We start from the raw sequence: 17,645 nt of genomic DNA on the forward strand, positions 1-17,645 counted from the left end.
TTATTTATATTTTATTTTTTAATTATAAATTAAAATTAAATTATCAAAATAAAATATTGCATTTTTAATGCAAAATAACATTAATATACTTAAAAATATAAACTATAAAAAAAATTGCTTTTAAGTTTTTTAAACTTTAGCAATTTTTAAATTATTGTTTTATTATAATTCATCAGGGTTTTTGTTAATATGAACACTTTCAATCAAACCATCTGAAAGTGTAATTACTTTATCACAGGCTTTTGCAATTGAAGGATCGTGAGAAACAATTATAACTGTGGTTTTATATTTTTTATTAATATATTTTAATGACTTCATAACTATTTTAGATGTTGCTTCATCTAAAGCACCAGTTGGCTCATCAGCAAAAATAATATCTGCATTTTTAGCTAATGCTCTTAAAATACTTATTCTTTGTTGCTGACCTCCAGACATTTGTGAAGGGTATTTATATTTAATATTTTCAATTTCAAATTCTTTAAATAATTCATCAATATTTAAAATTTTACTTTTATCTTTTTGCAAATAAGCACCTGTTAAAACATTGTCATAACCATTTAAATTTTGAAGTAAATTATAGCTTTGAAAAATAAAACTAATTTTTTCTCTTCTAAATTTGGTTAATTTAGAATTAGAAAAATATGTTAGATTGTTATTTGACACAATCACTTCCCCATCAGAAGCGCGATCAAGACCTGAAATAATATTTAATAATGTTGATTTACCTGAACCTGATTTACCAAATAAAACTGCAAATTCACTTTTTTTAATTGACAAACTCACACCTTTAAGAACTTCAGTTACAACTTGACCAGATAAATATGATTTTTTAACATTATACAAATCAATAATATTATCATCTTTATTTTGGCTTAAAATTGTTCCTATTTTTTTCTTTGGTTTATTATTTGCTTTTTTAATTTTAGCCACTTCTCTTTTTGATAATATATTAACTTCTTTTGTACTACTTTTTATAGTATTGTCATTTTGCTTTTTTTTCTTTCAAAAAATCATTATTTTCCTTTCAAAATATAAATTGCTTTAATTTTATTTAATTTTATTCATGAAATAATAGAAGTTAAAATAAAGACAATAATAATAATACTTGTTGAAGCAATAATATGTCATCATTCTAAACTTAAACTTAATCAAATTAAGTTTGCACCAACTATAAAACTGTTAAATACAGAAATAGTTAATAATAAGATTGGAATTGAAATAAGTGTAGCAATAATGATAAGCGGGAAATAAACGCCAAAAAATAGTTTTATTTTTTCTTTGTTGTTGTAACCTAAAATAGAAAAAATAGAAATATTTTTTTCATTTTCAGCAATTATCATTGTTGAAATCATTATTAAGATAATGTTGGAAACAATAAAGAAAATTGAAATAATTCAAAGAGTTAATTTAGATATTGTTTTTGAAATTCCTGATACAAAACCAACTTCAATTTCTTTAGCATTTACGTTTGTTGATAAAATTGTATAAGCTTTATCACTATAAATAGAAATAAAATTCTCTAATGCTTGCTTTATAAATTCTTTCTTTTCTTCAGCATATTGTAAATTTTTTAATACTTCATAATCTAATGAAATTGTATCTTTTAGTTCTTCAATTTTTTGATTTTGTTGTTCATAACCCAGATCTTTTATTTTGTCATAAAAAATTATTTTATAAATTGTATTTTCTGACATACCGGATTTAAGTAATGAACCTAATTGTTCTGGTTCATTAGCTTTGATAGTAAAAAGTTCTCTAAATATCTCACCATTAGTTATTGAATTATCTGTAGTAATTTTATTATTAATAGGGCTAAAACTAGAATGTGAATATAATGAAACACTATTAATTGTTTGTCTTGGGACACTATCAGAAGATAAAACACCATTAAATGCCTCTTCCCCATCTAATAAATTGTCTGACATTCTCGTTAATTTATCAACAATTGCTTTAGTTGTTACTAATTCATTATTTATTTTAGTGTTAATAATTCCTTGTATTTCAAATAAATATTTTGGTGGTTTTAAATTATGAATTTTCAATTGATGCCTATCAGTTGTGTTTAAAATATCAAGCGCAATTAAATCACCTAACTTTAATTTATATTTATGTAAAAATACATGATTAACAGCAAGAGGATAGATTGTGTTATCAGAGACATCATAAAATTCTTGTTGTTTTTTTGTTAATTTTACTTTTTCTTTTTTTTCAAATTCTTTCAGTAAATTTATATTATCTGATGTCATAATTTGAATAAATTTACTTTCAGAATTATAACCATAAACATTAAAGTTTCTACCTTTGTAATTGGTATTAAAATATGAATATTTTTCATTTAATGTTTCATCAAATAAAACACCATGGAATCCTACAAAAAATTCATTTGCATCAACATTTCTATGTTTAGAATTTAAAAGTTCTTGCTCAGTTTTAACTTTAAGAAGTTTCATTAATTCTTTTTTAAATTCTGGGGTTTTTATTTTTTCTTTAAATGCAGGTGTGTTAATTTTTGTATAACCTTTAATTAAAAACTCTCGATATTTATCACGATAATTAGATGTGTTAATTTCTTTTAGTTCATAAATACCTTTTTGTGAATTTCACTCATTATATCAAAATTTACCATATGGAGAATTATAGTCTTCTTCTTGATAAACAAAATAATCTTGAGGATTATCTGAATCTTCACCTACATATTCTAAATCTTTTTTTGAATCATACTTAATATCTTGTGATAATTCAAGGGCACTTATTGCTCCTCTTGAGAATTGCAGCGTTCTTGACCTTTGACTATTTGGCATAGCATTTAAAACTAATTCTCAAGGTGAAAAACTTACTACTGAATCAATTTTTATATTTAATGAACTTCTGGAAATAGCATGTGGTTCAAAGGCATGAGGATCACCATTTTTTTCTCAACCAACACTATCATTTCCATTTATATTTATGGATTTACCTTTTGCAAAATAACCTGAACTATTTTGGTTAGCTTCTTCAATTATTCCAATTGGAGAATAAAGAATATTTTGTAGTTCACTTTGACTAAAAGTATTGTATTGTCCACCTTCATTTGTTGGAGTTTCTAAGTCCAATTTATAGTTATATTTTCTATGTTCATATGTTGATTGAATAGCTTTATCAAAAATTTTGTATGATGAAATTGAAAAAATAGAAATAAATGAAGCTAAAATAACTGAAATCATTAATGAAAATAATTTTCAAAATGAGTTAATAGTTAATGAACCAACGAATTTAGTTTTAAGTCCTGAATTTCTAAAAATTAAATTTGCTTTTTGACTAACTGTTCCAATGTTTATATCTTTTATTCCTGAGAGTAAATCAATTGGTTTAGCTCTTAAGATGAATAAAGCAGAAAATACCACAATAATAGATAAGAAAATTAATGGTGCAAAAATAATACCTAAAAATAAAAATAATTCAAATTGTAAATTATTATTTGGTAGTGTTCAATAACTTGATAAAGCATTTTTTACAATACTTTGAGCCCCTAATGAAGTTAAGTAACCTAAAAATGTCCCAGTTATCGAAGTTATTAAAGGTAATGATAAAAAGGAAATAGCAATTTGAAATGATGAATAACCTTGTGCCTTCAAAATACCTATAACTTTATTTCTTGTTGAAATATATCTTTTTGTTATAAATAAAGATGACATAGCAACTAAAAATGAAAGAAGTGCAACAATATATAAATTAATATTTGAAATAAATTTAATAACATTAAATGCTGTTGAAACTCTTAATGAACGCTCTGGATTTAAGTAATCTAATTCATGAGTAGCAAAAACTTTTTTATTTAGGCTTTCACTAAAGTTTTTAGCAAAAAATGAATTCATTTTTGCATTAAAATTCGCTAAATCTTTTTTATTTTTTAATTTTACTAAGAAATAATCTTTTTCTTGAAAATCAGCAAAAGAATTTCTAATTCTATCATATCCATAATCATTTAAATAAACTAATGCCTGATTTTCTGTATTTACTTGAAGATTTTCTTCATTAATTACTGGAAATAAATAATCAGCAGTCGAATCTATTCCTGTAATTAAAAATTTAGAACCAGAAACATCAATTAAATATTTTGGATCAAGTTTATTTTCAATTAAATCTAGTAAATCAGTGGTTTTTTCAGGAATATGACCTGTATATACTTCTTTATTGTTTGCATATAAAAAGCTTTCACTAACTTTAGCAACATATGAGCTACGGTCATAGAATACTACTAATTTTTCTTCATTAACAACCAAAGTTACAGAATTAAGTAATATGTTAACAAGATTTTTAAGTGAAATGTTTAAAATTCTTATATCTTTTTTAACTATTTCATTGTTTACTATTTCTTCTTTTGTTAAAAGATTATTAGTTAAATATTTCAAATAAGTTAAATCAAAACTCATTTTTGTTGAATTAGAATTATTTATTTGTAGTCTTAATTCTTCTTCATTAAAAATAGAATTAACACGTTCTTTAATTGTTAAATAAAAATTCTTTTCATCTTGTTTTTTAATTTTTGCAAAATCAGTTAGTCTATTATTAATAATTCATTTTAAATTAGCATTACCTTCTTTATCTTTTGCAACTTCATTATCAGCATTAGCTGTGAATCAAAGTAATGCAGTAGGTAAAAGAGCCACATCAACTGAAGAAAATAAATATTTTGGAAATCCCATCAACATTAAAAGACTATTTACAAAAGAATTAGATTTATAAAATGAATTAAAAATTTCAATTTCTTCATCGTCTTTTAAATTATTTACAAAATTATATATCTCTTTTAAAGCACCTTCTTTACTTGAGGTTTCATCTTCAAGTTTACCATTAACTTTTATCATGTTATCAACTATTTTTGAATAATCTTTAGTGCTTAGTTCATTTTTTAAATAAGTAAGTTTTGCAAGTTCATAAACAAATTCAACTCTATTTTGATAAATTCAATTTAATAATTTTTTTTGATGTTCATTTAAATCTTCAATGCTTTGAATTTTTCAATAAGAAAATATCTGCACCGCTGATTTTGAAATACTTTTTTCATCTTTAAAAATTTGTTTTCAATTTTGAGAAATTCATTCTCATACTTTTTTTTGCTTTTTATTTAAATTTTCAATTTTCTGAATATTTGGATCATTAAATATTTTTTGAATAAATAATTTTTGATATTTATCTTTTTCTTCACCTTCGTAAATTTTTTGTAAGTTTTCAGAAACTCATTTTAATACTTCTTTTTGCTTTTTATTTAAATTTTCAATTTTGTCAATGTTTGAATAAACAAACAATATTTTTACTAATTTCAACATTGTATCTTTATCATTAAAAATTTGTTGTGAAATTTCAAATGGATAAACTAATGATATAGGAATGGGTTGAATTTGTTTTTCTTTTTCACTTTTAAGTAGAGGCAGAGACGAAACAGGACCCAATTGTTTTTCTAATTGATCTTTGAAATTTTCAGTTTTTATATTTATAACTTCAAAATTAGTTTCAGATAATTTGTCATAAATAGGAGAATTTTCTGTAACTAAACTTATTACATTGTTTAAATGCCCTAAAATTTTTTCGCCAAAATAATTGTTTTCAAGCATAAATTTTGTTCAAAATTCATAATATTGTTTAGAACTAAAAATAAAATAATCAGGTGTTTCTTCAAAAACATTTTTATTAAAATTTATTATTTCTTTTCTTGCTTCATTATAACCATAATTACCTTGAAGTTCTTTTTCACTGAAAATTAAATTAAAAATTTTATCTGAAAAAGTAATATTTTTACTTGGAGATAAAGAATAAAAATTTAAAATTTTTTTATAAAATTTAGCTTTTTTAAGCATTGTTTTTAATGAATCATCCATTTTAATTGTTGGAACAATATTTCAATTTTCTTTAATATTTTGTGCATCTTTAATATTTAAAAAATTTTGAATATTAACAATTTTTTCTTTTTCAGCTTTTTCTAAAGAATTTAACAATTTGTTTAATTTTTCTAAAGTGGTTTTAATATTGTGATTTTCTAATGCACCAAAAGCTTGAAGATCAAAAATAGTTATTTTTTTATCATCTTGAACTGGCTTTGAATAGTAAACATCTATTGTACCAATTACTATATTTTTACTTTCACCAGTTTTTTCAGTTTTTCCTGATGCATTTAAAAGAGTTATTAAATTTTTCTTGAATGTTTCTTGACTATTTTCATCTTTAAAATAAGAAATAATAATAGAAGTAATTAAATCACTTTTTTTAATAACTGTTTCTTCATAGTGTTTTTTTCTATTATCGTCATAAAAATATCTTTTTTCTTGTGATGCTTTAATGTATTTAAGTAAAACATCAATATCTAAAATTTTTATTAAGTTTTTCATTGAACTAGCAATATTATTAAAATCTTGTTTTGGATCATTAGTTTCATTTCCGTTTAATTTATTTAAAACAGTTGCCACTTGATCAAGAATGTCTTTTTTATCTGGGTTTTTGTTGCTAAGTTCTTTAAGTAATAAACCTTGATATTCATTATCAACTTTTTTTGTCGACAATAAATCACTAAATGATATTTCATCTATCAAACTATTTACTGCTCTTTTAAATTTATCAAAATTTATTGATTCTAAAAGTGGTATTAGTAAATCATATATAGAAAAAACATAATAAATTTTATTACCATTTTCTTCTTTAAATTTATTTTCTTTTGTTAAATCTCAGGTATGCATTTTTTTAAAGAAATCTTTATAATCGATTGATAATAAAATATTTTTCATTGCATCTAAAAAAGCAACTGGATCTTTAATTGTTTTCAAAATTGTCTGTAAATCAACAGATATTAAAAAGTTATTTAAATCATTTATATGAAAAATTTTTAAAATTTCATTAATTGTTTGTATTTGTTCTTCTATGTAATTTTTTTGATCTTCAACTGAATTAAATTTATTTAATTGAATTTTTATAGCTTTAAAAAAATCACTTATAATATTTTCAAAAAAGTTTCCATCATATTTTGATGTTGCATAATAAAATGTTTCAAAAAGTAATCTTCTAATTGATGGTATATCACTTGAACTATCAGTTAAAAATTTATAAAATTCTGTTTTAATAAATGCTAAATGTAAACTATCTAACAAAATTTTTAAATTTTCTTCTGAAATAAAGTTAAATTCTACTAATTCACTATTTTTTAAAGCTGCAAACAAAGTGTTAAATAAAAGATCTGCCTTTTTTTCTTTTTTTATTTCATCAAATGCTGTTGAAACCGGCACTCTATAAACAAAAGGTATAAAATATATATCTTTTGACTCTAAGCTTTGTTTAAATCAACCATTTTGTCCAATTTTAGCATTCAAAGTAAAATTATTTTTTTGTAAAAATTCAGATAATTCTATTTTATTTAAATATTGTTTATTTTCATAATTAAAAATTTCTCAATCATCAGTATTGAATTTTTTTCTATATATTAAATAGTTTTTATCTTCATTTTGTCCAATTGCATATTGATACTCTAAAATACTATTATTTTCCCCTAATTTATTAATTTTTTCTAATAAAATAATTTTTTCTGCAGGAGTTGGAATATAATCAAGTCCATTTTCGCTCAAAATTTTTCTACTTATAAAGTGTACTTCAATATCAATATATTCAGGGTCAGTGTTAAAACCTTGGAAAATTTTTTCTATTATTTGCGGAATAAAATAAACAGGAATTTGATCTTTTGCAATTTCTGTATTTAAACTTTTTTCAATAAATAATCTTGAATTTTGTGAATTAATATTATTTTCATAAAAAAGTTTCCCAACTTCGTTTTTTTGTGAAATATTAAATTGATCTTTAGAAATTCCAGAATTTATAAATTGATAAACAATCTCTTTATTATTTAATGTACTATCAGTGGCATTAACAGTTCTAAATTTTCTTCTTCCAATTTTATCTACAAATTTACTTGCATTATTTTTTTGTGTTTCTGTTAAATATGAATAAACTATTTCATCTGAATTTCTCGCTGTTTGAATGAAAATTTGCTGATATTTTTGCTTTGCAATTTTATCATTTGATAATTGTGATAAATCAAAATCACTAATTAAATCAATATTATTTTCATTTCCTAAATTTTCGATACTAGCAATTGTAGTTACTTTATCTTTATCATCAATAGAATAGATTTGTTTTAATAAATCATTTTTAGAAATATTAAATTCTGAGTATTTTTTTTCACCATTTATTATTGTTGTAACTTCTTTTTTTCAATAATAAAAATTTTCAAATTTTTTAAATTCATCTGGTTTGTGGGTTTTTAAAAATTTTAAATATTCGACAATATTTTTATATTCACTTGCTAAAGAATTTAAATCTGGCAAAACATAATTATATTTTATATATTTTATGCTTTTGGTAATTTTCTGAATTCATTTTTTTGGAATTGTATATATTAAATTAGGTTTAAAATAAAAATATTTTGGGATTTTTAAACTAGTTGCATCATCACCTAAATATTTTAAAACACGAGTTTTAATCTCACCTTCAGGTTTTATCACTCTTGCCGCTTCATTCAAAAAAGATTTACTATCTCAATAACCTATATCATTTCAATTAAATAATAATGAATCTTTCCCATAACTTAAAATATAAGTTCCATCATTTTGTTTTTCTAATTGAAGATATTTATTTGTTTCATCTTCTGTTAATTCTTTTAAAACACCTTGATTTTTTCATTCAATATTTTTTTCAGCATCAAAACTAGCTTCACGTGTATTTAAATTAATACTCATTTTGTTAATAGATTTAATTCTACCATCAGTGTAGCCACCAATTAATGAAGTATTTACACCACCTTTATCAATAATATTTACAATTTCACCAAAAGTATATTTACGGTCTAGCTTAATATCTGAATTTTTTTCTAGTGTTGAATATTGTTCCACTTTTTTAGAAAAATCTGGTTTTTCATATAAAACTAAAAGTTTATTAGCACTACCAGCTTGAAAAAATGCATTATTTATATTTTGAAAATCGAAATTTAAAAAATTATAATCTTTAAAATTACGATTTTCGAACAATAAATTAAATTCATAAGAAGATATATAATAGTCTTTATTTTCATCTGCAACACCTAAATCAGATAATTTAATAAATTCTTTATCTGGGTATTTTAGACTTAATGTTTCAAAATTTTCAGCATTTTTTAAAAAGTATTCTTCACTATATGATTTAATAAGTTTTTCTTCATTACTTTCTTTAGAATTTTTATCATATATTTGAATTTTATCTTCAAGTTTATAAAAATTAGGAGAATTTTCTTGTAAAAGGTTTATGTCTAAATCAACTGTTGCATCATGTAAAACTGAAACATTATTATAATTTTTAATTGATCTAGAAAAAGATTCTTTAACACTAAAAAGTGTTGAAAAAACAACTGTTGTTAAAAATATCAAAATAGATAAACAAAAAACAGTTATTTTATTTTTAGATAATGATTTAAAAACTTCTTTAAATAATTTAAACATAATTAATTAAAAACCTCAAAATTATTATTTATTAAAATATATAAAAATATTTTATAAATATATATTTATTTAAAAAAATAAAATAAATTTTAACATTAAAAAGCAAAAAAAAAATATTTTAAATAAAAATTAATAAAATATAGTTAAAATTTAATTAGAAAAATTATATTTTAATAATTTAATTTGATAGTAAAAAATGGAGGTAGAAATGAAAGTTTTAGTTTTAAAAGGTTCAATTATTGCTGAAGAAAATTCAGTATCAAGACAACTTACAAATAAATTTGTTGAATTATATAAAAAAATAAATCCTGATCATGAAATTATTGAAATGGATCTTAGTAATGAGAGTTTTTCTTCACAACCTTTAACAGCAAAAAATTTTGCAACTTTTTGAAAAGATGTAAATGCAGATAAATACATCGATTTACTAAAAAGTGTTGATAAAGTTATTTTATCAACACCAATGATTAATTTTAACATGTCAGCACCTGTTAAAAATTTTATGGATACAATTTCAGTTGCTGATAAAACCTTTAGTTATAAATATAGCAAAAAGGGCGAAGCAATTGGTTTATTAGATCATTTAAAAGTGCAAATTTTAGCAACACAAGGAGCACCAATTGATTGATATCCTTTTGGAAATGTTTCTGAAAACTTAAAAGGTGTATGAAAATTTTTAGGTGCTAAAGAAGTAGCAATTTTAAAAATTGCTAGTACAAAAGTACCACCTTTTTCTACATTAAGCATTGATGAAAAAATCAATAGTCATATTAAAGAAATTGAAAAAGCAGTAAAAGAATTCTAAAGATCCGACTCTAAAATAAAGTTTATAAAAAAACTAAACTAAGGTTTAGTTTTTTTATTGTTTTAAATAAAAATAAAAACAACTTATAAACTTGTAACGAGATACCTTCTAAATAAAAACAAAAAAGTGATACTAAATATGAAATTTATCTGATAAAGATAAAAAAATATATGATTAATATGGACTTGTTGCATTTAACTTTGCAAATGGTGCTGACATAGAACTTTAAGCAACATAAAAACTTGTTGATGAAGTGTTTGTTAAGTTATGAAAACACCTTTTAGACAAAAAAAATTAAAATGTACTTCATTATAAACTAAATGAAATTTTAACATAAAAAATGACTAATTAAACAGCATAACTTAAATGTTTTTTGTGTGGTTTTTGTACAAAATGTTTTTCAAACAATTCTTTTAGTGATTTTTTTCAAAATGTTTTTTTGCAAATAAATAATATTGTTTTTCTGTTTCAGCAATATTTGTTCTTAATGTATTTTCATCTCGAAACTCTTGGAAGTCATCCCTATAACCAAAAATATCTGCTACAATTGAAAAAATTTTTTTTCTAAAATTTTGTTCTTTTTCAACGAAATTCCCATACATAAACATAAAGTATTCTGAAGGGTAAAATATAACATTTACTGGGTGATCTTCCTTAGTTCTTTCAACTTGGATAATGGTATGTTTGTTTTTGTCTGGAGGTTTCGGAGCAAATTCTCATCATGCGCTATGTATTAAATTAGCTTGTATTTGTTTGTTTGTAGTTTTTACAAGATTTTTTAATGCCTTTGTATTATTAATGAAATTTTCAATTTTTAAAATATAAAAATCTCATTCTAATCTTTCATAAATTCAATATTTTTCAAAATTTCCGCCATACGAATATGAACATCAATCATTTAAGAAAAAAGGCGCATATTCACAAAATTAAGCATTCTAAAATGATTGATATTATTTAAATTTTGGTTTTTTCAAGGATAAATTTTTAAATGCTCTTTTACTATATGTATTCGGCCATAAATATAAATCATTATAATCAAAAGTACTTGGGTTAATTTTTTCAAAATTATATTCTTTTAATTTTTGAATTACTTCAGACCTTTTTCTTCTTGTTATCATATTTAAATTACAAAATAAAATTTTTAATTTTTTTTATCTATATAAATTCTGTTAAGCATTATTTTGAATTTTACTTGTTTAAAAAATTTATCATTTCAATAGTGAGTATAGAAGAAAATAAAAACCATTATTTTGTATTATAAAAATAGTCATTGCAATTATATTATTATGATTATCAAAAATTAAAGATTAACTGTTTCCTAGAGTTGGTAGACCGTAAATTTTTATATAAAATATTTTGTTGTTGTTTCACTAAAGTACTACTTTTTTAACATTAAGCATTGAAAAAAGTTAATAATCATATTAAAAAATCAAAAAAACACTAAAAAAATCTAAAACATTTAAGTATAAAAGCTTAAGTTTATTGAAAACTAAACTAATTTTTATTTTTTTATTGTTTTAAATAAAAATAAAAAAAATTAGCACTCTAATGAGTTTTGTGCTAAAATTAACAATTATGAATAATAAAAGAGATTATTATGAAATTTTAGGTGTAGGAAAGCAAGCAGACGAAAAAGAAATAAAAACAGCTTATAGAAAACTTGCTATGAAATATCATCCAGATAGAAACAAAGAAAGCGATGCTGAGACTAAATTTAAAGAAATTAATGAAGCATATGAGGTTTTATCTGATAAAGATAAAAGACAAATGTACGATCAATATGGACATGCTGCATTTGATCCTGCAAATGGCGCTGGCGCAGGAGCATCTGGTTTTAGTGGTTTTAGTGGTTTTAGTGGTTTTGGAGATATTTTTGAAGATTTATTTTCAGGTTTTGGTTCATCACGTAGAAGTTCTAGAAATTATGCAACAGAGGGTGATGATTATAAAACTGAATATTCAATTAGTTTTGTTGATTCAGTTTTAGGTACAAGTTTTGAAAAAACATTAGATAAATATTCTGAATGTAGTCATTGTAAAGGTAGTGGAGCAGAAAGTTTAAGTGACATAAAAACTTGCTTAACTTGTCAAGGAACAGGAAGTGTTTATCAAGTTATGAAAACACCTTTTGGAACAATCAAAAACCAAAAAACATGTTCAAAATGTCATGGAAAAGGTAAAGAGATTATTAAAAAATGTCATAAATGTAATGGCAGAAAAATTACAAAAGAAAATAAACGTGTGACAATTAATATTCCTGCAGGAATCAATAATAGACAAAACATTATTGTTGAAGGTTATGGAGGTCCAGGGACAAATGGTGGACCTAATGGTGATTTATATATTGAAATAATTGTTAAAGATCATAAACATTATGTAAGAGCTGGTAATGATATTCATTTAAAAGTTCCTGTATCAGTTTATGATATTATTGCTGAAAATGAAATTATTATTCCAACACCTTATGGTCAAGAAAAAGTTAAAATGTACTCACATTATAAATCAGGTGAAATTTTAACACTAAAAAATAAAGGATTTAGTTTATTAAATCGCTCACAAAAAGGAGATTTAAAAATTCATCTTTTATTATACGTACCATCTTTAAATAAAAAAGAATCTGAGCAAATTAAAGATATTTTTTCAAAAGTTAAAGACAATAAAAAAAATGACTGATTAAAAGATTTTTAAAAAAATACAGTGTTCACTCTGTATTTTTTTAAAAAAATTTAAATTAAACAGCATAACTTAAACATTTTTTATATGGTTTTTGTATAAAATGTTTTTGCAAAAATTCAATTTCTTTTAGTAAAAAATCAAACATTTTTTCTCTATATTCTTTAGAAAATAAAAATACAAATTTGTATCGTAAAAAAACATAAAATTGAAATTTCAATAACAAGTGGTATCAACAACAAGCACAATAGAATCAATATTAGTTTCAAAAAGAAACTCATTTTTATCATATGTTATTTCTTTGTTTATAGAAAAAATATCCAATGTGCCTTTGTTTTGCTCATGATGAAATAAATTTTTTATTTCTTGCGGGGCTTTATGATAATCTTTAGCATAAAAACTATTATCGCTAATTTAAAATGAATGAAAAAGTTTTTTTGTTTTTGTACTTCTTCTTCATTTAAATCAAAATTAAAATTTTTTACTACAAAAAATTTTAAATGTTTTCTTTTTGCATAATTAAAAAGAAAATATTCATTATTATCTAAAAAAAATTCATTTTTTTTAAGTAATAATTTGCGTTTAAAAAAATTACCATATTTTTGGTAGGTTTTACCATCTTTTTTCAATCATCTATTGTAACTATCCCATGACAAAACCTCGCTATATGGTGATGTTTCTTATCATCATATATATGCACGATATTCAGGAAGATAATTAGAAAGATAATCATTAAATGAAATCTCTTGATATTTTTCATTATTAAAAATTCTTTTATTTAAAAGATGACTATATTTTTTTCATTTATTTATTTTATTGCTAATTTTTCAAATTCCTTTTGTATTTGAAGATGTTATTTTTGAAATTATATTTTCTATTTCATTTAAATTGTTCATCACTTCAAAACTATCAATACCATAAATAAATGCACAATATGCAGAAGGAATAAAATCAAAAAAACTTCATTCTTTTCTTTGTTATTTTAAACAAAAAATAAAGTTTGATAAGGTCCTTTTTGTATACCAATTTTATGAAGAAGAAAATCATTAATATATCCTTCTTCAAATTTAAAATGCTTTATTTTCGAACTATCAAAATTAAAGTATTCATTTTTTAAAATAAATACTTCTGAATTTAATAAGAAATCTGGATTAAAAGCTTTTAATCTTTTAATTAAATTAGAATGAAAATATTTTCCATTTTTCAAATTATATGATTTAGTATTTAAATCCTCTTTTAAAGAAAAATTCATTCAAAAATCATTTATATCATAAGATCAATAATCTATTTTTTTAAAGCCTATTTTTTTAATTTTTTTTGAATTATTTCATAACTATTATTACTTTTAAACATTTATAGGTGCCAATCCTTCATTATTAAAAAATCAAAATTTAATGAACTATAAATTTCATCTTTATATTTTAATTTCAATACATTTCCTTCTTCAACAATTAAATCAAATAAATATTGTTTTAAAAATTTTTCTTTTTTATCATAAATTTTTACAAAAACTTTTTTATTATTTAAAAATTTAATTAAAATTTTTTCAGAATTTAAAGTAAAATTTGAAGTGTTCTTTGATATATAATTGAAAATTTGTTGATTTATTTCATCAATTGGTGAGTTTATTGTATTAGTTTTTTTTATATCTTTAAAATTTGGGACATTATTTTCAATTTCAAAATTTTCATTTTTACTAATACTTGTAATATTTGTTGTCTCTAAAATAGTTGTTAAACTAAAAATTGGAAATAAAATTTTTTTTCATTTAACATGAATTTTTTTAATTTTGTCTCCTTTTAATTTTATTAAAATATTTTATTAGTATCATCATAAATATAATCAGGTAGTAATTTCATTGTTTTTATGAAATACAAAATTTTATTTAAAATATTTTTTATAACTTGAAAGGCTTCTTTTTGTGAAAAACTTAAAAAATAATCAGGTATCAAAAACAAAAAAGAGGGTTTTAAATATGTTCTTTTATCCATAATAAAAACTATTGTGTCAAATAAATCAGAAAATTTAATAGAAAGAAAAAATTCTCTTTCTTCTGTTTGAATATCACCACTATATGCTTTTTCTTTTATTTTTTCATAAAATGATTTTTTTTCTTCTTTAATCTGTTGAATTATTTTTTTGTTATTTATCGATAAATTAATTTGTTTTTTTATTTTAATACTTGATATATTTAAATCTAAAACCTCATTTGGTACAATTCAAAATTCTAAAAATTTAAAAACACTAAAAGTTCATTTGGATAAAATACATGTATTTTCAATTTTAGCTCTGCAACTAATATTTGCAATTAAATCACTAAAAGGATTATTAAACATTTTTTCAAAATTATTTTTGTTACTAATAAAATTTTTTTTAAATAATTCTTTTAGTGATGTTTGTTTAAATTTTTTTTTAGCAAATAAATAATATTCTTTTTCTGTTTCATCAACATTTGTTATTAATGTCCTAGACCTTCGATATTCTTGAAAGCCATTCCTATAACCAAAAATATCAGCTGCAATGGAGAAAATTTTTTTTTCTAAAATTTTGTTCTTTTTCAATTAAATTCCCATATATAAACATAAAATATTCTGAAGGATAAAATATAACATTTACTGGGCGATCCTCTTGAGTTCGTTCAACTTGAATAATAGTATGCTTGTTTCTATCGGGAAATTTTGGTATTCAACCTCATCATGTGTCTTTTATTAAACCAGCTTTAATTTGTTTGTTTATGGTTTTTACATAATTATTCAATGCTTTTGTGTTGTCAATAAAATTTTCTATTTTCAAAATATAAAAATCTCACTTGAGTCTTTCATAAATTCAATATCTTTCAAATTCTCAATCATATGTATATTCACATGAATTATCTGGATAAAAAAATCTAGTGTTGACAAAATTAAGCATTCTAAAATGATTAATACTATTTAAATTTTGGTTTTTTCAAGGAAAAATTTTTAAATGATCTCACTATATGTAATAGGGTATAAATACAAATCTTTATAATCGAAAGTGCTTGTGTTGATTTTTTCAAAATTATGTTCTTTTAATTTTTGAATTACTTCAGACCTTTTTCTTCTAGTTATCATATTTAAAAACCTTTAATTTATTTTTTTGTGTAATTAATTGAAATAAATTTTTTTAAATTTTATATATTCAAATTATATTTAATTTCATAAATAATTTTAATTAAAACTTAAAATTATTTGAAAATTAACTTAAAATGTTTTAAATTATTAAATTGCAATAAAAAAAGTGCTTAAACAAGCACTAAATTATTATAAAAGACAACAAAATGTTAATTATCAACTTCAATTAAGGACTCAACATTATAATGTCCAATTTTTTTACGACCTTCTAACGCTTTCAATTCCATTAAAAATAAAATTTTTATAACTTCAACACCTTGTGATTCTAAAAGCTCACATATTGCTTTTACAGTTCCACCAGTAGCTAAAACATCATCAATAATAACTGCTTTTTGACCTTTTTTAACCATATTTTCTTGAAGTTCAATGATATTTGAACCATATTCTAAATCATATGATTTTTGAATTACTTTTCCAGGTAATTTTCCTTTTTTTCTAATCATAATTAATGGCTTAGATAATTTAGCTGCAACAGGTGTACCGAAAAGAAAACCCCTTGCATCTGGCGCGATAATTATATCTGCATCTTTAGCTAATTGTGACATAGTCTCAATAGTATAATGCAATGCTTCGCCATTCGCCAATAATGGTGAAATATCTTTAAAAATAATTCCTTCAATAGGGAAGTTTTTTACATCTTTAATATACTTAATTAATTTCATAACTGCAAAATTATAAAGAAAAATTAATTTATTTCCAACAATAAATTTTTAATTTTTGAAAAATCATTTTTATTTAGTGAAAAATTGACTTCTTTATTAAAGATTTTATATTCTTGAATTATTTCTAAAAATGCTTTTTCTATTGTTTCTACATTATAATTAAAATTAAAAATTTTAATTATATTAGGTTTATTTTTTTCTAATGGAATAGTAAGATAAGAAAAATATTTTAAATTATTAATAATTAATTTAGTTAAATATATTCCTGGCGCAAGCGAAATATTATCAAAATTAAAAATAACTTCGTTTTTAAAATTAATGTATATTTCTGTTAAATAATTGCTTACTAAATATTTATTAACGAGTGTAATTTTACCTTCTGCTAAATATTCTTTTAAAATTCTAGTTGAAATTTTTTTATTATTTTCATCTTCTAAAACATTAACAATAATAGAATTTGGAAAATCTTTTTTTATTTTTGCTGCATCATAGTTTTTCGAAATAGAAAAATCAGAGCCAACAATAAAATTATTCGCACCTTTTTTTATTAAAATATTTAAAAACTCTTCGCCGCTAAGATTTTGGAGTTTTTCATTAAATGTTGTGATTAAAATATTATCAATTTTTAAATTAGCTAATACTTGAATTCTAGAAGTTATATCACTAAAATTTAATGTTTTATTTTTAGGTAAATCCTTAGGATTAGCAAATATAAAAAAAGTGATTTTTTGATTTGTTAACTTAGCTTGTTTTAATAATTCAAAATGTCCTTTGTGAAAACATTCAAAACCACCTAAAACAAACACTGAATTTTCAATTATGTGATTTTCTTTTTCAAAATAATAAACTTTAGTCATTATAA

13 protein-coding genes are annotated in these 17,645 nt (G+C 21.7%); 2 read left to right on the forward strand and 11 right to left on the reverse strand.

All coding sequences use genetic code 4. The features are described from left to right. Positions 1–162: 162 nt before the first annotated feature. Positions 163–1,014 carry an ABC transporter ATP-binding protein gene (locus EXC65_RS02080; protein ID WP_129719841.1) on the reverse strand — a complete coding sequence of 284 codons (852 nt, stop codon included), beginning with the start codon at positions 1,012–1,014 and terminating at the stop codon, positions 163–165. After that, positions 1,014–9,491: an ABC transporter permease gene (locus tag EXC65_RS02085; RefSeq protein ID WP_129719842.1), complete on the reverse strand. Its 8,478-nt coding sequence runs from the start codon at positions 9,489–9,491 to the stop codon at positions 1,014–1,016. The genes EXC65_RS02080 and EXC65_RS02085 overlap by 1 nt, the downstream gene beginning before the upstream one ends. 208 nt (positions 9,492–9,699) lie before the next feature. On the opposite strand from EXC65_RS02085, the gene EXC65_RS02090 reads away from it, so the two are divergent. After that, a complete protein-coding gene (locus tag EXC65_RS02090; protein ID WP_197724530.1) occupies positions 9,700–10,296 on the forward strand; it encodes an FMN-dependent NADH-azoreductase in 597 nt (198 codons plus the stop codon). Positions 10,297–10,709: 413 nt separating this feature from the next. Here the strand turns inward: EXC65_RS02090 and EXC65_RS02095 are convergent, their stop codons facing one another. Together EXC65_RS02095 and EXC65_RS04460 are read right to left on the reverse strand one after the other, a co-directional pair. Continuing rightward, on the reverse strand, positions 10,710–10,898 hold the full coding sequence (locus tag EXC65_RS02095; RefSeq protein ID WP_129719844.1) for a hypothetical protein: 189 nt from the start codon (positions 10,896–10,898) through the stop codon (positions 10,710–10,712). A 348-nt stretch (positions 10,899–11,246) separates the two neighbouring features. Further along, on the reverse strand, positions 11,247–11,414 hold the full coding sequence (locus tag EXC65_RS04460) for a hypothetical protein (protein WP_165001330.1): 168 nt from the start codon (positions 11,412–11,414) through the stop codon (positions 11,247–11,249). A gap of 457 nt (positions 11,415–11,871) precedes the next feature. Here EXC65_RS04460 and dnaJ point away from each other — a divergent pair, with 457 nt between their 5' ends. Next, positions 11,872–12,984, forward strand: coding sequence for a molecular chaperone DnaJ (gene dnaJ / locus EXC65_RS02100; protein ID WP_129719845.1), 1,113 nt, complete (start codon positions 11,872–11,874; stop codon positions 12,982–12,984). 665 nt (positions 12,985–13,649) lie between these two features. Here dnaJ and EXC65_RS02105 read toward each other — a convergent pair. The 7 genes from EXC65_RS02105 to EXC65_RS02130 all read right to left on the reverse strand — a co-directional run bounded on the left by EXC65_RS02105 (position 13,650) and on the right by EXC65_RS02130 (position 17,640). Then, positions 13,650–13,865, reverse strand: coding sequence for a hypothetical protein (locus tag EXC65_RS02105; RefSeq protein ID WP_129719846.1), 216 nt, complete (start codon positions 13,863–13,865; stop codon positions 13,650–13,652). An 86-nt stretch (positions 13,866–13,951) separates the two neighbouring features. Further along, positions 13,952–14,221: a hypothetical protein gene (locus EXC65_RS02110; RefSeq protein ID WP_129719847.1), complete on the reverse strand. Its 270-nt coding sequence runs from the start codon at positions 14,219–14,221 to the stop codon at positions 13,952–13,954. A gap of 556 nt (positions 14,222–14,777) precedes the next feature. Next, positions 14,778–15,530 carry a hypothetical protein gene (locus tag EXC65_RS02115; RefSeq protein ID WP_129719848.1) on the reverse strand — a complete coding sequence of 251 codons (753 nt, stop codon included), beginning with the start codon at positions 15,528–15,530 and terminating at the stop codon, positions 14,778–14,780. After that, positions 15,466–15,879, reverse strand: coding sequence for a hypothetical protein (locus tag EXC65_RS02120; protein WP_129719849.1), 414 nt, complete (start codon positions 15,877–15,879; stop codon positions 15,466–15,468). The genes EXC65_RS02115 and EXC65_RS02120 overlap by 65 nt, the downstream gene beginning before the upstream one ends. A gap of 50 nt (positions 15,880–15,929) precedes the next feature. Then, the gene (locus EXC65_RS04670) at positions 15,930–16,061 is read right to left on the reverse strand and encodes a hypothetical protein (RefSeq protein ID WP_276310786.1); all 132 of its coding nucleotides are present in this window, start codon (positions 16,059–16,061) and stop codon (positions 15,930–15,932) included. A 209-nt stretch (positions 16,062–16,270) separates the two neighbouring features. After that, the gene (locus tag EXC65_RS02125; RefSeq protein WP_129719850.1) at positions 16,271–16,783 is read right to left on the reverse strand and encodes an adenine phosphoribosyltransferase; all 513 of its coding nucleotides are present in this window, start codon (positions 16,781–16,783) and stop codon (positions 16,271–16,273) included. Positions 16,784–16,806: 23 nt separating this feature from the next. After that, a complete protein-coding gene (locus tag EXC65_RS02130) occupies positions 16,807–17,640 on the reverse strand; it encodes an FAD synthase (RefSeq protein ID WP_129719851.1) in 834 nt (277 codons plus the stop codon). Between the last annotated feature and the right edge of the window lie 5 nt (positions 17,641–17,645).

It is taken from the genome of Mesomycoplasma neurolyticum (assembly GCF_900660485.1).
GTDB classification, from domain to species: Bacteria; Bacillota_I; Bacilli_A; order Mycoplasmatales; family Metamycoplasmataceae; genus Mesomycoplasma_A; species Mesomycoplasma_A neurolyticum.